The following is a 17,637-nucleotide window of genomic DNA, read 5'->3' as shown; positions in this document are numbered from 1 at the left end:
TAATTCCTAGTTATCACGGATTAGAAGCGTATAAAAAATAATATCAACTATTTTCCAATTTAGGAATCAAGAAGATTGACTAGTTAATCGCTATATTTACAAATATCTATAGATTTGTCAAGGTATTAATTGCGAGTTCTCTGACGATTCAATAATTCATGCATGCAAGTTGATCTAAGAATATAACATATTATTTTTATTGCTATTATGCTAGTCTTTAGCTAAAAATAACCTTAGTTCCAGCTTGTACGGATATAGATACAGGCTAGTCATAAAGTTAATGATAATATGTAGTAAAAGCTTATTAAAATGGTTTAAGTGTTTGATATTTACCATAACTACTTTAAATGATTTTCAAAGGAACTGCTCAATTGTTAATTCCGAAAACATGCTGGCTAGGTTTAGATGAAATCAAAAACTGTTCATGGGATAACTATCATCTGGTGATGATCATGATGTTGGCAGGGTTTTGGGGATTTCTTGGCCCCTAATTTGTTGCTAACTAAAGAGGAAATCCATAATCTATTACCGATGGTTTTATTTTTAAATTATATGAAATTATACATTGCTGGTATGATAGTCAAATTTCTATTTTTAACTTTTTTGTAGAGGGGCTAGTCACAATTCTCCGAATATTTTATTCTTGAAGTTGGCGTTTCGTTTCGATGGATTTACCTGCAAGATATTAAAATAACTGTATTTCTAAAATTTACTCTTTGGCTAGTGAGAATTTTTAGATCGTATAAAACAAACTATATTGATTGATCTCTCTAACGCTGCGTTACTTGATTTTTTTATTTTTCTCTGCCGACTTACTTTTACATAGCCCTACTTTCAAACTCCAATAATAGCTGGTATGCTTTCTAAACAGTTCTATTTGGCTAAAAAGAAAAAAGGGAAATGTGATGTTATGACCTTGGAAAGTGGATTGGCCCTTGCCCTGGCCACCTTTGTTTTTGCCCTGATTCCCGGACCCGGCGTCACTGCCTTGGTGGCGCAGGCCCTTTCCCAGGGTTTCAAACCGGCCGCAGTTTGGATTACCGGACTGGTGAGCGGGGACATGGTGTATCTTTTGATGGCCATGTTCGGCATGGGCTGGGTGGCTGAGCAACTGGGGGATGGATTCATTATTCTTAAATGGCTCGGTGCGGGTTATCTGATCTTTCTTGGGGTGCGCTGTTGGATTTCCTCCATACACTCCACTCAAGAGGGTGCTGTGCATCACAACGCCTCAAGCAAAGGCAAAAGTTATCTCAGCGGCCTTTGCGTAACCCTGGGCAACCCCAAGGTCATAGCCTTTTATTGCGGTTTCCTGCCCGGCTTTATTGATATGAAAAGTTTCACCCTTTGGGATGCGGCCATGGTGGTGGGGATAATATTACCGATTTTGCTTACTGTTCTTTTTACCTATGCCTGGCTGGGCTCTTTGGGCGGAAGCGCCTTGAAATCCACCAAACTGTGGAAAATAACCAACCGCACTGCAGGCTCAGTCATGATCGGCGCGGGCCTGGCCGTGGCCGCCGAGTAAAGCTTAAGCCAAGTAAAAAGCAGCGCAGAAGGCCGGTTCGAGCCATCTTCTGCGCTGCTTTTTTGTTCATAAAATAATTCGAGCTTTTAAATCTCCCCAACCTTGGGTTGGGCCTGGGCCAGGGCTTGCACCAGGGAAAGGGGCAGGGCGTGAACCACCCGGCCTTTTCTGCCTTCCGTGGTCTGGGCCGTGCAAAGGGCGTTTAGAATCGCCTCTTCCACAGATTCGCAGGCAGCCAGGAACAAGGGGTCCAAGACCCGGCCTTGTTCCGGCAGGGTGGTTATGACTATGGCGGCTTCTTGGTTTTTATGGGGAATGGGATTTTGAGTGGAAAAGGCCACCGCAAAATCACCGCTGCCGTGGCCGCCTGCGGTGCCGGTTCTGGCCAGACCCAGGCCCGCTCTTTTGGCCAGGCGTAAGAGCTGCCTGCTTGAGAGCGGTGCGTCTGTGGCCAGCACCATGACAATAGACCCCTGATCAGGGTCCTTTTCCGGGTCAGGCAGCTCTTTTTCCAATGGGACCAAGTGCTTGCCCACCGGTAAACCGGCCATGGACAAAAGGGAGCGCTTGCCGAAGTTGGCCAATACCAAAGCGCCTACAGTATAGCCGCCCTGTTCTTGTTCAAGCCTGCGGGAAGCGGTGCCTATGCCGCCTTTGAAACCATAGCAGACCATGCCCGTGCCCGCGCCTGTGGCTCCTTCGGCCACCGGTCCCGTGGTTGCCCTTTCCAGGGCCTGGTAAACGTGTTGTTTCTTTACATGCTGTCCCCTGATGTCATTCAGATAGCCGTCATTGCATTCACCCACCAGAGGGTTTATGGAGGTGGCCTGGGGATTCCGGGCAATGGTCCAGGTTATCAGCGCATCTGCGGCCAGACCCACACTGGCGGTATTGGTAAGGCAGATGGGGCTCTCAAGCTGGCCCAGCTCCCGCACCTGCTCAAAACCGCAGGCCTTGCCAAAACCGTTGATGGTATGTACGGCCGCAGGCAGCTTTTTGCTGAACATGGAGTCCTGATGCGGCCTGATCACTGTGACGCCTGTGCGTACGGCATGGTCTCCATTGCCTGAATTCAGGGTCACCTGGCCCACGGTTATGCCTGATACATCGGTAATGGCGTTTAAAGGGCCGGGGGAAAGTTCCCCCGGCGTCAGGCCCAACTGCCTGAACCTGCATCTTTTTTGCCTGTCAATGCTCAAAAGACCGGCCTCCGGGTTATGAGTTTCAATAGGAGATAAAACTAAGGGCGCTTAAAACACTCATGAAATCATTAGTCTCCATGCCCACCGTAAAGGGGCCCAGCCTTTTCATGCCGGGATAAAAAGAGGCTTTCAAGGCCTTTTGCACATGCCTGAACCTGACCTCAAGTTCATATTTTTCCGGCAGAGTCAAAATGCATTCAGATATGTTCTGTGAAAGGGCGCTTTTCACCTGCATCTTTATTTCGTTCAGCACCTTTTCCGGATGGCGGCAGATGCTGGAACCGCCTTGGCCCTGGAAAGTGTGTACGAAATTGATCTTGGGGATGATATCTGCGGCCTCTTGGCAGATGCCCTGATCGCCGCTTATGAAAACCACCGGAGTTTTGAACATGCCTGCGCTCATGGAGTTGATCAGAAATTCGCTGGCAGGCCTTTTATTGATCAAGACTTTATCCAGGTGCAGGGTCTTGGTGTGGGCCAAAGGGTTGGTCTCGGCCCCTGCCCGGGAGTGATAGCCGATCATCAGCACCGCGTCAAAGCCCTGCTCGATCTCCTGCATCATGGAAAGGGGATGGCCGCTCCATCCCCTTATCAGCCTTGCCCGGGAAGGCAATCCGGTAATATCGATATTGCGGCCCGTGCCGTGGCCGTCTTTGACCCACACCTCGGTTGCCCCGGCGGCCAAAGCCCCTTCACAGGCGGCCGCGGTTTCCCTGGTCATCTGCTTGGCCAGGGCCGCATAATCCGGATGGCTCTTGTGGGCTTCGTCCCAGTCCGCGATTCCACAGACCCCTTCAATGTCGCTGGATATAAATACCTTCATGCCCCCCCCCGCTTTCTTAAAAGCCCTCGATGGTCTTTTGGTCCAGTTCCTTGATAATGGCCAGGCCCCACTTTACTGCGTTTTGGTAATCCTCAAACGAGGCCATGCAATGGTGGGTGTGGGCATAACGCACCGGCACGCCGATAACTATGGCGGGCACGCCGAGATGGGAAAGCCCGATGGAGGCGGCGTCTGTACCGCCTTTTAGCCTCACCGTATCCTGGAAAGGCAGGGAGTTTTTGCGGGCAACCTCCCTGGCAAAGGCCACAAAACGGGGGTTGGCAATCATGGAGCTGTCCAGGTGCCTGATCTGAGGGCCTTTTTTCATTACGGCCTGGGCCTGGTCAGCCGGGGTGAAGGTGTCGTCCGCAGGGGGGCCTTCAAACACAATCGCGGCCTGGGGCTGCACCCGGTTTGCGGAGATCCTGGCCCCGCGCAGGCCCACTTCCTCCTGGGATGATAAAACACCGACCAAATCCACCTTGAGGTCCAGGTCCCTGGCCTTGGTCAAGGTCTCCACCACAGCCGCGCAACCCAGACGGTTGTCAAAGGCCTTGGCAGTCATGACCTTGTTTTCGGCGTCATAGTAGAAATCCACATCCGGCACCACCGGGGCTCCGGGCTCAATGCCGAACTCCATGATCACCTGGTCACGGGAGCTGGCCCCCACATCCATGAACATGTCGTCTGTCTGGATTACCTGGTTTTTCTTGCCCTCGTTCAGGAAATGGGGCGGTATGGAGGAGATCACCGCCGGAATATAGCTGCCCTGGTTATTTCTGATCCTGACCTTGTGCCCCAAAAGGGCCTGGGAGAACCATCCCCCCAGGGTGGCGAACTTGATCATGCCTTTTTCATTGATGGAGTGGACCATAAAACCCACTTCATCGGAATGCCCCTCCAGCATCACCACCGGCTGTTTGCCCTGGTTTTTTTTGGGCATGAGATAAAGGTTGCGCAGGCAGTCTTCCTCTGCCCGGACAAAATCCGCCGTTTCCTTCCGGCAGATCTCGGTCACCTCGTCTTCAAAACCAGGCGCGCCATTTGCATTGGTCAGTTTTCTTATAAGGTCTAAAGAAGCGTCCGCCACCTTTTTATCTCCTTGTTTTTACAAGGCAACTATATTTAGCCGTCTTGTGGGAGTAGTAGAATTGTGATGCTTTGCTGATAATGTTGAGATCGCCTGTCCTGCATCATTCGAAGCCCGTGTTTGGGCTTGGTTGTTTATTTGTCCGACAGTTACTCGGATAGCACGCAATTCGTATTTTGCAAAGGCTTTTTCAGACAAAAGAAGTTTGCTTGGAATTTTTCGGCTCTTGGCTTATGAGGGGGAGGGGTGCTCTGAGGCATAAGAGGCCGGACAATAAAAAAGCCCGCCTAAATCGCCAGGTATGGCTCATAAATACGGGCATTTTAAGAGGCCGCTCGAAAAACGGATTTAGCCGCTAAAAGGCCGGGGCGATATCTCCTGGACCGTTGGTTTTTACACCCCCCTTTGGTCGGGAGGCCAGATGTATTTGTGCATCTGGAGCTGGAAGCGGGCGCGAAGCCGGTCTTCCAAGACCCATGCCACTAGGTCCTTGGGAGCCAGCCTGCCGGTGACAGTGGAAAAAAGCACGGTCACTTTATTGCTCAGGTCGTTATCTTTGATGATTTTTCGTGCAAATTCATAGTCTTGCCTGTCCTGGCAGACAAATTTGACTTCATGGTGGGGTAAAAGGCTCTTCAGGTTGGACCAGTGCATGCGCCCGGTCATGCCGGAGCCGGGGCATTTTATATCCATGATCACATGCACCCTGGGGTCCACTTGGGAAATGTCCAGGGCGCCGGAGGTCTCCAAAAGAACCGCTAATCCCCGGTCGCACAGGCTTTGCAACAACTCCAGGGTGGGTTCCTGGGCCAGGGGCTCGCCGCCCGTGACCTCGATCCGGTCTACGTCAAAGGAGAGCAGCTTTTTAACTATGCGATCAAAGGACAGATATTCGCCTTCATCTTTGGCATATTCAGTATCGCACCAGGAGCAGCTCAAAGGGCATCCGCTAAGTCGCAGAAATACGCAAGGCAGCCCGGCAAAGGTGGATTCTCCCTGTATGCTTAAAAAACATTCATTTATCTTCAGCTGTTTCATTTGCACGTATTAAAATTCTTGGGTACCTTTTTATATAGATGCCCCGGAATTTGGTTTTTATCAGCCACCGTTTTAAAAGGAGGCTTTTTGTGGAGTTGTTAATCGGTCTTTGCCTGCTTATTGTTGCGGTCAGATTCTTGTCTCCCCGGCCTGGTTATGTCCGGGTGCGCAGAAACAGACCCTGTAGACGCGGCAGACGATAACAGATAATCAAACGGTTTCCCAGCCCGATCCGGTAAATAACCTGATTCGGGAGGATGCACTTTGGGGTTTTGCATCTGTCTCTTAACATAATTAGCGTATATGATTTTATCAGCCCGACTAGATGAATCCAGTCGGGTTTTGCTGTGACAGGGATTGGGCTTATCTGCCGTTAAAAGCCGTAATCCCTTTGGTTTTTTTGGTTTATTAGGTTTCCACCCCGTAAAAGGCTTACTGTCCTTTTACGGGGTGTTTTAATTTGGGGAGCAGGCAATATTCCTAGTCGGTCATATTCATGGTGTCGCCTGCTGGTAGTCCCAGTTCCTTGGCCCGCAATGCCCGGCGAACCAGTTTGCCGGTGCTGGTCTTCGGCAACTCGTCCATGAATTCAACTTCCTTTAGCGGAATATCCGGGGAAAGATTGGCCTTTACATAGGCCTTTATCTCCAGGTTCAAGCGGCTTGAAGGCGGGATATCACTGTGCACAGTGACAAAGGCCTTCATGGTCACCGGCCCTTCCACCGAGGTGCGGCTGATTACGGCCGCCTCACTGACAGACGGATGCCTGGCGATGATTTGCTCCACCTCATAAGGGCCTATGAATTTATCCTCGACCTTTATCAGGTCGTCATTGCGTCCTTGCAGATAGATGTAGCCGTCTTCATCGGTCACCGCCATGTCACCGGTCAAGAACCAGCCCTCACGGCGGAAATAGTCTTCATAACGCTCTCGATCCTGCCAAAGGCCGCTGGCCATGGCGGGCCAGTTGGGGCGCACCGCCAGTTCTCCCATGGTCAAAAAGTTCAGGGGCTCTCCGTTTTCATCCACCACCGCGGTTTCGACTCCGGGCAGGGGCCTGCCTATGGAGGTGAGCTTGATATCCATGGTGCAGAAATTGGCCACCAGTATCATACCGGTTTCAGACATCCACCAGGTGTCGTGGGGCGGGTGGTTCAGGTTGTTTCTACACCAGAAAAAAAGCTCAGGGGTAAGGGGTTCGCCCACTGAGGCAATATGGCGCAGCTTGCTGAAATCATAACGGCCCGGCAGGTCTTCTCCGGCAGCCACCAGTTTTCTCAAGATCATGGGGCTGGTGTACCAGACATTTATTTTGTGCCTCTCCAGGGTGCGATACCAGGTGGAGGCGCTGAAGGGTTCGGCCTGCACCACGGAAGATGCGCCGCAAAGCCAGGGGGCGAATGAGGAATAGACCGTGCCTGTAACCCATCCCGGATCTCCGTCTGTCCAAAGGATGTCCCCGGGATGAAGGTCCAGGGCGTAATAGGCGCTGGCCTTTATGCCCACACTGTCTCCGTGGCTGTGGACCACCCCTTTGGGCGGACCGGTGGAACCGGAGGTGTAGACGATATAGAGCGGTGTTTTGGGTGAGTGGAATTTGGGGTCGCATCTTTTGGGCAGGCTTGTGATAATTTCGTTTATCACCACTTCGTGCCCGCTTGTGGCCACCGGCGGTCCTTGGGTGAGTAAAAAATGCCTGACCGAGGTGAGCGCTTCCGCGGGCAGCCGTTCCAGATAATCCGGATGAGTCAAGATTCCTTTGGGCTTGCCGTTTAGCAGACAGGCTTCAAGCTGGGCGAAGTCCGCCTTGGAATGAAGAATGCAGAAGACAACTCCCAGCCTGGCGCAGGCCAGCATGGCAAAATAAATCTCAGGCCCCTGGGGCAAAAGCACAAACAGCCGGTCGCCGGAACAATAGCCCAGGCCGCTTAGCATGTTGGCCCACTGACAGGAGATTTCCTGGAGGTCCTGATAGCTGAATCGCCTTATTTCACCTGCTTTTTCCACAATCAGGGCCACCTGGTCCGCTGTTTCGGGGTTATCGGCCCATAGGTCTATGGCTGAACCCACCAGGTCTATGCGGCCGGTTTGGTCTTTGACCAGTTGTTCGGAAAATTTCTCCCAGGAAAAAGAGCGGTAGACCTTTTCATAATCTCCCAGGTTTGAATTTTCGCATTGTGATCTTATGCGGGCCTTGATCATTTTGTCATTCTCTTTGGGTTTTAAGGTTTAAGTTAAAAGCTCCAAGAGGCCTTTATTTATTCTATGTTCATATTGGTTGGTCAGGTCCAGATTTTAAAGGGGGCGTGAACCTCCCTGGCCCTGGCTACGATTTTGGCCGCCCGCGGGCTGTAGATTCTGTAGTCCTCCCTGGGCTGATGGGCGGATAAAAGGCTTTTTAAAACTTCCCTGACCGAGGCGGCCACGGCCCGCGGCCGGTAGCCCCCCTCGAGCGCCAGTAAAAGAGGCGCTCCCAGACTGAGCGGCCCCAACAAAGCGCAGATACGGGCCAGTTCGCCAAAGCCCTTTTCCGTCATAAGTCCCATGCCCAAGGGATCCTGTCTGTGGGCGTCAAAGCCGGCCGCCACCATGACAAGCTCCGGCTCATAATTCCGCATGACTGATTTAAGCACTTCCCGGTAGATGTAGATCGCTTCCTCGTCGTTAAAATCCTTGGGAACCGGCAGGTTCAGGCTGTAGCCCTCGCCCTTGCCTTCACCGGTTTCCTCCCAGTGCCCGGTATAGGGAAAGGCGGCCAGATAATGGGTGGAGATATACATGACCCGGTCGTCTTCATAAAATAGTTCCTGAAGTGCGTTTCCGTGATGAATATCCCAATCCACTATCAGGATGCGTTTCATGTTCAGTTTCTTTAGGGCGTATTTGGCCGCCACGCCCAGGTTGTTGAATATGCAGAAGCCCCCGGCCCGGTCTAATAGGGCGTGATGCCCGGGCGGGCGCACCAGGGCGAACAGGGCTTCCAGTTCTCCGTTTAAAAGGGATTTTACGCCCTTGACACACCCTCCGGCGGCCAGATAGGCAGGCAGGTAGCTGCTTACACCGGAGGGAGTGTCCGGGGCCAGGTGTACATGACTGAGTTGAGCGGTTCTGAGGACCATCTCCACATATTTGGGGGAGTGCGCCATCTCGAGCATTTCCAGGCTGGCCAACTCGGGCTGTATATGAGTGAACTGGTCATCGAATTCATGGGCCAGCATTTCATAAACAGCCTTGAGCCTCATGGGGCTCTCCGGGTGGGTCAGGCCTGTTTTATGCTCCAAATAGCGGTTGTCCCGCATTATGCCGAGTTTCAAGGACATAGCTGGGAGCCGATTTCAAGTGTCATCATGCGTTCACAAGTAAATCCGCCGCAGAATCTAAAACCCATTTTCCGATATAGGTTAACTGCCGCGAAATTAAAGGTCTCCACTTCCAGCCACAGCCGCGTCATCCCCTTTTGGCGGGCAAATTCGATCACCGCCAGGGTGATGAGGGTGCCGAGGCCCCGATTGCGGTAGCCCTTGCTCACAAAGATCAGATATTCGCCTTCCAAGGCGGTTTCATTCGGTAAAAGGGCCGCGTGCCCCACCACGGAGTCACCTTCCCAAGCCGCAAAACAATGGGCGTTTTTTATTATGGTATCCACCCATTGAGACCTTGTCTCCGGATTCTCCGGAGGCAGGCCCTGACTGGCCGGCATGGGATCAAAGGCGTCATACATCTTGAGAACCGAATTACGGCTATCCGGCAGGCAGGGCCCCAGGGAAAAGGGCCGGCCCAGCTTGTCCAGGCAGGTGACGCACTGCTTGGGAGCCATCAAAGCCTTTGCTCCTTTTAGGGGGTGCAAGGCCGGGACTTGGAGCCCCGGCCCGCTCATGTTCGCAATGTGGTTGCCCCCGGGAGTCAGCCGGAAAAAACAAACCAGGGGTTTTCCCTTTGCAAAGCACGCAAGCATCCGGTCTGCATGCCTTTTTAGAATGTCGAGTCAGGCTGTGCTGGCTACACGCTCTTTGATCAGCTGCTCCAAAACGCTGGGGTCGGCAATGGTGGTGGTGTCTCCCATCTCTTTTATGTCTCCGGCCGCTATTTTCTGGAGCATCCGGCGCAGGATCTTGCCGCTTCTGGTCTTGGGCAGGGCGTCGGCCCATTGGATCACGTCCGGTGTTGCCACCGGGCCGATCTCGGAACGCACCATTTTGACCAATTCCTTTTTGATCTCATCGGTTTTTCCCACGCCTGTGTTCAGGGTGACAAAGGCGTAGATTCCCTGGCCCTTGACCGGGTGCGGGAAGCCCACCACGGCGGCCTCGGCCACATCCCGATGAGCCACCAGGGCGGATTCGATCTCCGCGGTCCCGAGCCTGTGGCCGCTGACATTGATCACATCGTCAATACGGCCTATGATCCAGAAATAGCCGTCTTCGTCGTATTTGGCTCCGTCTCCGGTAAAGTACATGCCCGGAACCTGGGAGAAGTAGGTTTCAATAAAGCGTTTATGGTCCCCGAAAACCGTGCGGGCCATGCCGGGCCAGGGCTTTCTGATGCAGAGCACCCCTTCCTGATTGGGATATCTGGCCGGTTCACCGGTGTCGGGATCTATGATAACCGGGTCCACTCCAAAGAAAGGCTGGGCGCAGGAGCCCGGTTTCAGTTCATGAACCCCGGGCAAAGGCGTCATCATGTGGCCGCCGGTTTCGGTCTGCCACCAGGTGTCCACAATGGGGCAGCGGCTCTTGCCCACATGCTCGTAATACCAGCGCCAGGCCTCCGGGTTGATGGGCTCACCGACCGTACCCAGAAGCCTCAGGGAAGAAAGGTCGTATTTGTCCACCATGGCCGCGCCTTCCTTGGCCACGGAGCGGATAACCGTCGGCGCGGTGTAGAATTTGCTGACCTGGTATTTTTCCACAACCTGCCAGAATCGGTCAAAGCCCGGATAGCTCGGCACTCCCTCGAAAATCAGGCCGGTGAGGCCATTGATCAAGGGGCCGTAGACCAGATAGGTGTGACCGGTGATCCAGCCGATATCAGCCGTGCACCAGAAGACTTCGTCATCTTTTAAGTCAAAGGTGATCCTGGTGGTCATGGCCGCATAGAGCAGATAACCGCCATGGGTGTGGACCACTCCCTTGGGTTTTCCGGTGCTGCCGCTGGTATATAGAATGAAAAGCGGGTCTTCGGCGTCCATAGGCTCCGGCTCCACGTAGTCCGGCAGATCCGGGTCTGCCATGACCTCATGCCACCAGGATTCGTTTTCGCCAAGCGTAAGGCCCAGGCCGCAGCGGTCAAGAACTAATACATTCTCTACTTCCGGGCAGTTGGGTAAAGCCGCATCCACCGCGTTCTTAAGGGGGATAGTCTTGCCGGACCGGAAGGAACCGTCGGCCGTGATCACCATCTTTGCTCCACAGTCGTTGATGCGGTTGGCCAGGCTTTCGGCCGAAAATCCGCCAAAGACGATGCTGTGAATCACGCCCAGCCTGGCGCAGGCGAGCATGGCTATGGCCAGTTCGGGCACCATGGGCATATATATAACCACCCGGTCGCCCTTTTTAAGCCCTTTTGCCTTCAAGGCCGCAGCCGCTTTGTTCACCTTTTGATAGAGTTCTTTATAGGTCAGGCTGAGGCTTTGGTTCGGGTCGTCTCCCTCCCAGAAATAAGCTGTTTTTTCACCGATGGTGTCGATGTGACGATCAAGGCAATTATAGGTTGCGTTCAGCTTGGCTCCGCCAAACCATGAAATTTTTCCCTGGGGAAAGTCGTACTCAAGTACATGTTCCCACTTTTGCTGCCAGGAAAGGTATTTCTCGGCCTGTTCGGCCCAAAAGGCGTCCGGATCTTCCAGGGACCTTTTATGAAGAGCCTGGTACTCTTCATGCCCTTTGATGAATGCGGTTTCCTGAAAGCCTGGAAGGTGAGCGCTGTAAACCTCCGTGGTTTCAGTCATGGCAGTCTCCTTTGTAGAAAGCAGGTTGGGGAAAACCAAGCTTGTGTACTGATGTTGACACAGGTAAGGCCGGTTTTGCAACCAGGTATAGGGATACTGTATGCAAACTATGGAAACCGGACGGGGTAATCCTAAAGTTTATTTAATTGGAGATTAAATATATGTGGAAAAATCCGGGTTTTATCTAGGGGATGGAGATGGTTGTAAAAAAACTTTGCGAAAAAAATCTCAAAATAAAAAGTATGGTGAATAGAAAACACCACGCCGTCTTAACGATAGACGAGCATGGTGTTTTATTGATTTTTAAAGGTCAAAGACCAGGGAAAAGGTGCTGCCTTTGCCTGGTTCGCTTTCCACTTCCACATGACCACCCTGGGCTTGGGTCAGGTGTTTGACAATGGCCAGCCCCAGGCCGGTTCCCCCGATTTCGCGGGAGCGGTTTTTATCCACCCGGTAAAAGCGCTCAAATATTCTGGGCAGGTGTTCTCCGGGTATACCCATTCCGGTGTCAATGACCTGGATTCGGATCTGGTCGGAGGTTTTTCGCATGGCCAGGGTGACCCTGCCGCCTGTGTCCGTGTATTTGATTGCGTTCACCATCAGGTTCAGTATGGCTTCTTCGAGCTGACGCCTGTCCGCCCAAAGGGTTTGATTCACATCATCCAGCTTACTGAAGAGCTCAACCCCCTGTTGTTCGGCCAGATCGCTCACTGTGCTCAGAACCGAGTCGGCCAGTTCGGCCAGACGCACCATTTCCGGTTTTCCGCCCGCACCGCCGGTTTCCACCTTGGCCAGTTCCAAAAGGTCCTGGGATAGGTTTTCCAGACGTTCGGCCTGCCTTCTGATCATCTCCACAAAGCGGCGGGCAAAATCAGGGGATTCAAGGGCGCCGTCTAAAAGCGTCTCTGCCGAACCCCTTATGGCTGTGAGCGGGGTTCTTAATTCGTGAGATACATTGGCCACAAAATCCCGCCTTATTTCTTCGGTGCGACGGTGTTCCGTGACGTCGTGGAGAACCGCAACGCAGCCCGCGCCGGTTTCGGTTGCGGGCAGGCGTACGACTGTCAGTTCCAGGTATTTTGGATTTTGGCCTATGGTCCTTATTTCGCTGGTTTTCTGCTCTCCGCTCAGGCGGGTCTGCCGCATGGCCTGGACCAGATCGGCATTACGGAATATTTCGGAGGGCATCTTGCCCACCGGGTCTTCGGTAAGGTCCAGCATCTCAGCAAGGGCATGGTTGGTAAGGAGAATGCGCCCCTCCCGGTCGGTAACCAATACGCCTTCGGCCATGCCCCGCAGAATCCCGGCCAGGCGATCCCTGGTCATGGTAACCGCCTCGATTTTATCCTGTATGGTGTCTGTCATGCGGTCAAAGGCCCGGCCCAATTCACCGATTTCGTTCGACGGGTAGCGCCTGAACCGGCGGGAGAGGTCTCCTCCGGAAATGGCTGTTGCTGTGGAGGTAAGGGCCTTGAGCGGTTTGGAGATTCCCCGGGCCATGAAATAAGCGGCCGCAATGGAAAGCAGTACACCAAGTAAAAGGGCGCTCAATATCAGGTTTCTGGTGCGCCCAAGCATAACCTCCACCTCGGCCAGGGGCATGGCCAGACGGATCACCAGTTTTTCTCTATTCGGTTTGTCAAGCAGAGTGGCCGCATACATAAGGCCCTTGCCCAAGGTGGTGCTGTATCTTGTCTCCACCGGGGTTTTATGGTTATAAGCCGCAATCACCTCCGGTCTGGCGGCATGGTTTTCCGTGTCGGCCAGCTCATGAAAGGGAATCTTGGAGTCGCCCAGAACCACGCCGTTTTTGTCAATGATAGTGACCCTGAACCCAAGGCGCACCCCCAGCTGATCGGCCAACTTGTCCATTACCGCGGGATTGTCGCCAGGCGGACGACGGTCGCCCACCACCTCTTCGGTAAGCACAAGATTGTGCTTAAGGTTAGTCGCCAGTGTCTCCAGCATCTGTTCGCGCAGGGAGTTTTGCAAGATGATGGCTACGAAAACCAAGGTTGCCAAAACCACTGCCAGACAACCGGCCAGTATGGTTCCCTGGAAGGATAGCCTCAGTCTCATTGGGGCTCCCTGAAACGGTATCCAATACCCCGCACCGTCTCAACGCTTTCCTGCATGGGGCCCAATTTGGTTCTGAGCCTTCTTATATGGGTGTCCACTGTGCGGGCATAGCCCTGGTAGGAATATCCCCAAACCATCTGCAGGAGAATCTCCCTGGTCTGCACCTTGCCGCTGTGGGTGGCCAGATGGTGCAAGAGCTTGAATTCCGTGGCCGTGAGGCTGATCTCCTTGCCCTCCACCTCCACGCTGGGCCGCTGGGGATCAATGACAAGATCACCGTATTTCAACGGGCCTGTGCTATCGTCCTGCTCGGTTATCCTGCGCAGGATGGCCTGGACCCTCAAGACCACTTCCCTGGGGCTGAAGGGCTTGGCCAGGTAGTCGTCCGCTCCGATTTCAAATCCGATTATCCGGTCGGTTTCGCTGGCCAGGGCGGTGAGCATGAGAATAGGCACCTGATGAGTGTCTTTGTTTTGCCTAAGCTTGCGGCAGACCTCTTTTCCGTCCAGGCCCGGAAGCATCAGATCCAGGATTACCAGATCCGGTTTTTCCTTGTTTGCCAGATGAAGGGCCTCCAGTCCATCCATGGCCGTCTTGACCTCATAACCCGCTTGGCTAAGGTTGAAATCCAGTAAATCCAGGATGTCTTGCTCGTCTTCCACCACCAGAATGGTAGGTTTAGTCATGTGACCTCATTTTATTTTAAAGGTGATCGGCTTAAAAGCCATTTTGCCGACAGGGCCTTTGGGGCCTTTCGACCAGTTTGACTTTTGCCTCCAATCGTCAACAATTAAAAGTTATTTTGTCATATGGCATAGTCTGTAACAATACGCTAGAAGGCCAGGGGGGGAATTAACCTACTTGTAACATAATTATAGAATGTTCTTTCCTAGTTTGGGGCAAGGCATTGACAGGCTATCCAGACGGGAGTAACCTTCTTTGTTGCTTAGTAGGAATTTTGGTTTTCTTTAAATATATGTGAGGATTAGCATTGGAGCCACAACAAGACCCCGAAGTCGCGGCAACCCGCGGCCGGGGGCTTTTTTCGTTTTTCGGTCCTGACGCGGCACGCAGAATCGTCATATCAGTGTTGATCGGCCTGGTTTCAGGCTTGGGGGCCATGATCTTTTTCTTTGGCCTGGAATGGGGACGCTGGTTCTTCCTGGGATATCTGGCCGGAGCCCCGGCTCCGGTGCCTGCGGGTGAACACCTGGTCCACTTGGCTGTGAACACTCCCTACCGACCCTGGGTGTTGTTCTTGGTGCCGGCGATCGGCGGCCTAGTTAGCGGTTTCCTTGTATACACCTTTGCCCCGGAGGCAGAGGGGCATGGCACTGACGCCATGATAGACGCCTTTCACAACAAAAAGGGAATCATCAGAACCAGGGTTCCTTTTATCAAAACCCTCTCCAGCGTCATCACCCTGTCCACCGGCGGCTCGGCAGGTAAGGAAGGCCCCATTGCCCAGATAGGCGCAGGCTTTGGCTCCTGGCTCAGCAGGCTTTTGAAGTTTTCGGTCAGGGAAAGGCGCATATTTTTGCTGGCCGGAACAGCGGCCGGCTTGGGCGCTATCTTCAGGGCTCCTTTGGGGGCTGCCATAACTTCGGTTGAGGTGCTTTACCGGGAGGATTTCGAGTCTGAGGCAATCATTCCTTGTGTTATCAGCTCGGTTATAGCTTACAGCCTTTTCACCTATCATTTTGGCTTTGACCCCATTTTTGCCACACCCAAATTTGTGTTTCGGGATTTCAGGGAGCTTTTGGTCTATGCGGTGTTGGGTTTGGTCTGCGCTCCGGTGGGGGCCCTTTATGTCAAGACCTTCTATGGCATAAGGGATAAATTTCGCGAATTCACCTCTATCCCGAAGTTTGTGCGTCCGGCCTTGGGCGGTCTGGGTGTGGGCCTTATCGGTCTGGCCATTCCCGAGGCGATCAGCGGAGGCTACGGTTACCTGCAACTGGCCATCTACGGACAGATGGGAGTGGGCATCATGTGTCTGGCCGCGGCAGCCAAGATCGTCACCACGGGCCTGACCATCGGTTCGGGCGGTTCCGGCGGTGTGTTTGGCCCCACCCTATTTATAGGAGGCATGCTCGGCGGCGTGGTGGGTGTGGTGGGGCACCAGTTGTTCCCCGATATTGTGCACCAACCCGGGGCTTATGTTCTGGTGGGAATGGCTGCCTTTTTCGCGGGTTCGGCCAAGGCTCCCCTTGGCGCCTTGCTGATGGTTTCCGAGATGACCTGGTCCTATGGGTTGTTGCCGCCTCTGATGCTGGTGTCGGTGATCGCGATTCTGTTCAACCGTTTTGGCAGCATTTACGAAAAGCAGATCGGAAACAAGTTTCAATCTCCGGCCCATGAACAGGATCTCACTGTAAATGTGCTCTCGGAATTGACAGTGGCGGATATCTTTGAACCAAGTGACGGATTCCGCCCCCTGCCTGCTGAAACCACCTTTAAACAACTGCAAAGGGAGATAGCCCATTCGGGGCAGGATGTCTTTGCCGTGGTGAATCAGCACCAGCGTCTCATAGGGGTTCTTTCCATAAAGAATATCCGCACTGTGATCTTTGAGGAGTCTTTGAAGGATCTTATAGTGGTGGGTGAACTATGCACCAAACCAGTTAGTTTAACCCCCCGCCAGGATCTTTACGACGCGCTTTTGGTGTTTTTGGATTCGGGGTATGGTCAGATTCCGGTGGTTGATAAGACCGAAGAAGGGGAAGAACGGCTTCTGGGGCTTTTGAGCCACGAGGATGTGATCAGCGCTTACCACTCTCTGGTTAGCAAGCGAATGGAAACAAACGACTGAGTAAGATTATAAGTCGGTATGAATCTCCCCCTGGAAATCCGGAAAGGTTTTTGTTTGAGTCAGGCCACCATGGCCTGCCCCTGTTTATTCTGATAATACATCTGTTCCAGCTCGGCAGGTGGGATATTTCCGATTGGCTCCAACAAGCGCCGATTGTTGAACCAATCCACCCAGGCCAGGGTGGCGAATTCCACGGCCTGACGATGCTTCCAGGGGCGTTTTTGGTTGATCACTTCAGTTTTGTATAAGCCGATAACCGATTCGGCCATGGCGTTGTCATAGGAATCACCCACGCTGCCCACAGTGGGCACGATGCCCGCATCAGGCAGCGTATGGACAGGTACTGAGAGCCCCTGTCTGAGTGGTGCACAGCGGCCCGGTGTCCTTGCGGGCAAATACATCAATGATAAAGGCAACGTAGGCAAATCAACGCCAGGTCGAAACATAGGTGAGATCGGCGATCCACAGCTCATTGGGACGCTCGGCCGTAAAGTTGCGCCGGACCAAGTCGGTCGGGCAAAAAGCGTCATCTTTAGGAGTGTCAGGAATTTCGTGTATGGAGCCAATTGTGAGATAATCACCCCTTCATCGGAGGAGTACGCACAATGCTACCAAGGACGAGTTGCTCAAGGGTTATGAGAAGCCCGAAGACCTGTTGGGAGAAAACGGAATATTCCAAGAGCTGAAAGAAGGCCCTGGTTGAGAAGGCGCTTGGAGCGGAGCTTACGCACCACCTGGGCTGCGAGAAAGGTAAGAAGCCAAAAAGCCAAAAGCGGCAACACCCGAAACGGCCACGGCAAAAAGCGGGTGAAATCAAGCGGTGGCGAAATGGAGTTGTCAGTCCCCCGCGACCGTGACGGCAGCTTCGAACCTCAGTTGATCAAAAAGGGCCAGCGCCATTTCGACGGCTTTGACGACAAGATCATTTCCTTGTATGCCCGAGGCATGACGGTCCGGGAAATCCAGTCACATCTCAAGGAGCTATACGCAGTCCAGGTTTCGCCCGACCTGATTTCGCGAGTGACCGACGCCGTTATGGAAGAGGTTCGGGAATGGCAGAATCGGCCCCTGGACGCCCTTTACCCTCTGGTGATCTTCGACGCCCTGCGGGTCAAAAT

The 17,637-nt window shown here is 53.1% G+C and carries 12 protein-coding genes and 2 pseudogenes; 3 read left to right on the top strand and 11 right to left on the bottom strand.

Translation table 11 applies throughout. The features are described from left to right. The first annotated feature begins 910 nt into the window (after positions 1 to 910). On the top strand, positions 911 to 1,528 hold the full coding sequence (locus X474_RS05535; protein ID WP_044347364.1) for a LysE family translocator: 618 nt from the start codon (positions 911 to 913) through the stop codon (positions 1,526 to 1,528). Positions 1,529 to 1,614: 86 nt separating this feature from the next. Here X474_RS05535 and X474_RS05530 read toward each other — a convergent pair whose 3' ends face one another. From X474_RS05530 to X474_RS05485, 10 genes are all read right to left on the bottom strand, one after another. After that, positions 1,615 to 2,727: a DmpA family aminopeptidase gene (locus X474_RS05530; RefSeq protein WP_082464166.1), complete on the bottom strand. Its 1,113-nt coding sequence runs from the start codon at positions 2,725 to 2,727 to the stop codon at positions 1,615 to 1,617. A gap of 25 nt (positions 2,728 to 2,752) precedes the next feature. After that, on the bottom strand, positions 2,753 to 3,553 hold the full coding sequence (locus X474_RS05525) for a M55 family metallopeptidase (protein WP_044347360.1): 801 nt from the start codon (positions 3,551 to 3,553) through the stop codon (positions 2,753 to 2,755). A gap of 16 nt (positions 3,554 to 3,569) precedes the next feature. Then, positions 3,570 to 4,643 carry a M42 family metallopeptidase gene (locus X474_RS05520; RefSeq protein WP_044347358.1) on the bottom strand — a complete coding sequence of 358 codons (1,074 nt, stop codon included), beginning with the start codon at positions 4,641 to 4,643 and terminating at the stop codon, positions 3,570 to 3,572. Between the two features lie 393 nt (positions 4,644 to 5,036). Further along, complete coding sequence (locus tag X474_RS05515; RefSeq protein ID WP_044347356.1) at positions 5,037 to 5,681, bottom strand: radical SAM protein; 645 nt, start codon at positions 5,679 to 5,681, stop codon at positions 5,037 to 5,039. Positions 5,682 to 6,161: 480 nt separating this feature from the next. Further along, complete coding sequence (locus tag X474_RS05510) at positions 6,162 to 7,883, bottom strand: AMP-binding protein (protein WP_044347354.1); 1,722 nt, start codon at positions 7,881 to 7,883, stop codon at positions 6,162 to 6,164. 80 nt (positions 7,884 to 7,963) lie between these two features. After that, positions 7,964 to 9,001, bottom strand: a complete 1,038-nt coding sequence (locus X474_RS05505) for a histone deacetylase family protein (RefSeq protein WP_044347352.1) — start codon at positions 8,999 to 9,001, stop codon at positions 7,964 to 7,966. Then, positions 8,992 to 9,498 carry a GNAT family N-acetyltransferase gene (locus tag X474_RS05500; protein ID WP_197281985.1) on the bottom strand — a complete coding sequence of 169 codons (507 nt, stop codon included), beginning with the start codon at positions 9,496 to 9,498 and terminating at the stop codon, positions 8,992 to 8,994. Before X474_RS05500 ends, X474_RS05505 begins: the two co-directional genes overlap by 10 nt. A 168-nt stretch (positions 9,499 to 9,666) precedes the next feature. Continuing rightward, positions 9,667 to 11,628: an acetate--CoA ligase gene (acs, locus tag X474_RS05495; protein WP_044347350.1), complete on the bottom strand. Its 1,962-nt coding sequence runs from the start codon at positions 11,626 to 11,628 to the stop codon at positions 9,667 to 9,669. 303 nt (positions 11,629 to 11,931) lie between these two features. Then, positions 11,932 to 13,707 (bottom strand): ATP-binding protein, encoded by a 1,776-nt coding sequence (locus X474_RS05490; RefSeq protein WP_052514896.1) that lies wholly within the window; start codon positions 13,705 to 13,707, stop codon positions 11,932 to 11,934. Then, the gene (locus X474_RS05485) at positions 13,704 to 14,393 is read right to left on the bottom strand and encodes a response regulator (protein ID WP_044347348.1); all 690 of its coding nucleotides are present in this window, start codon (positions 14,391 to 14,393) and stop codon (positions 13,704 to 13,706) included. Before X474_RS05485 ends, X474_RS05490 begins: the two co-directional genes overlap by 4 nt. A 305-nt stretch (positions 14,394 to 14,698) precedes the next feature. On the opposite strand from X474_RS05485, the gene X474_RS05480 reads away from it, so the two are divergent. After that, entirely contained in the window at positions 14,699 to 16,519 is a 1,821-nt protein-coding gene (locus X474_RS05480; RefSeq protein ID WP_044347346.1) for a chloride channel protein, read from the top strand. Between the two features lie 59 nt (positions 16,520 to 16,578). Here the strand turns inward: X474_RS05480 and X474_RS26735 are convergent. Continuing rightward, a pseudogene (locus X474_RS26735) lies at positions 16,579 to 17,044 on the bottom strand (integrase core domain-containing protein); the annotation flags it as partial. A 127-nt stretch (positions 17,045 to 17,171) separates the two neighbouring features. On the opposite strand from X474_RS26735, the pseudogene X474_RS05470 reads away from it, so the two are divergent. Continuing rightward, positions 17,172 to 17,637: pseudogene (locus X474_RS05470) on the top strand (transposase); the annotation flags it as partial.

Origin of the sequence: Dethiosulfatarculus sandiegensis (assembly GCF_000931935.2) — a bacterium.
Classification (GTDB): Bacteria; Desulfobacterota; Desulfarculia; order Desulfarculales; family Desulfarculaceae; genus Dethiosulfatarculus; species Dethiosulfatarculus sandiegensis.
This window is presented reverse-complemented; position numbering and strand designations above follow the sequence as displayed.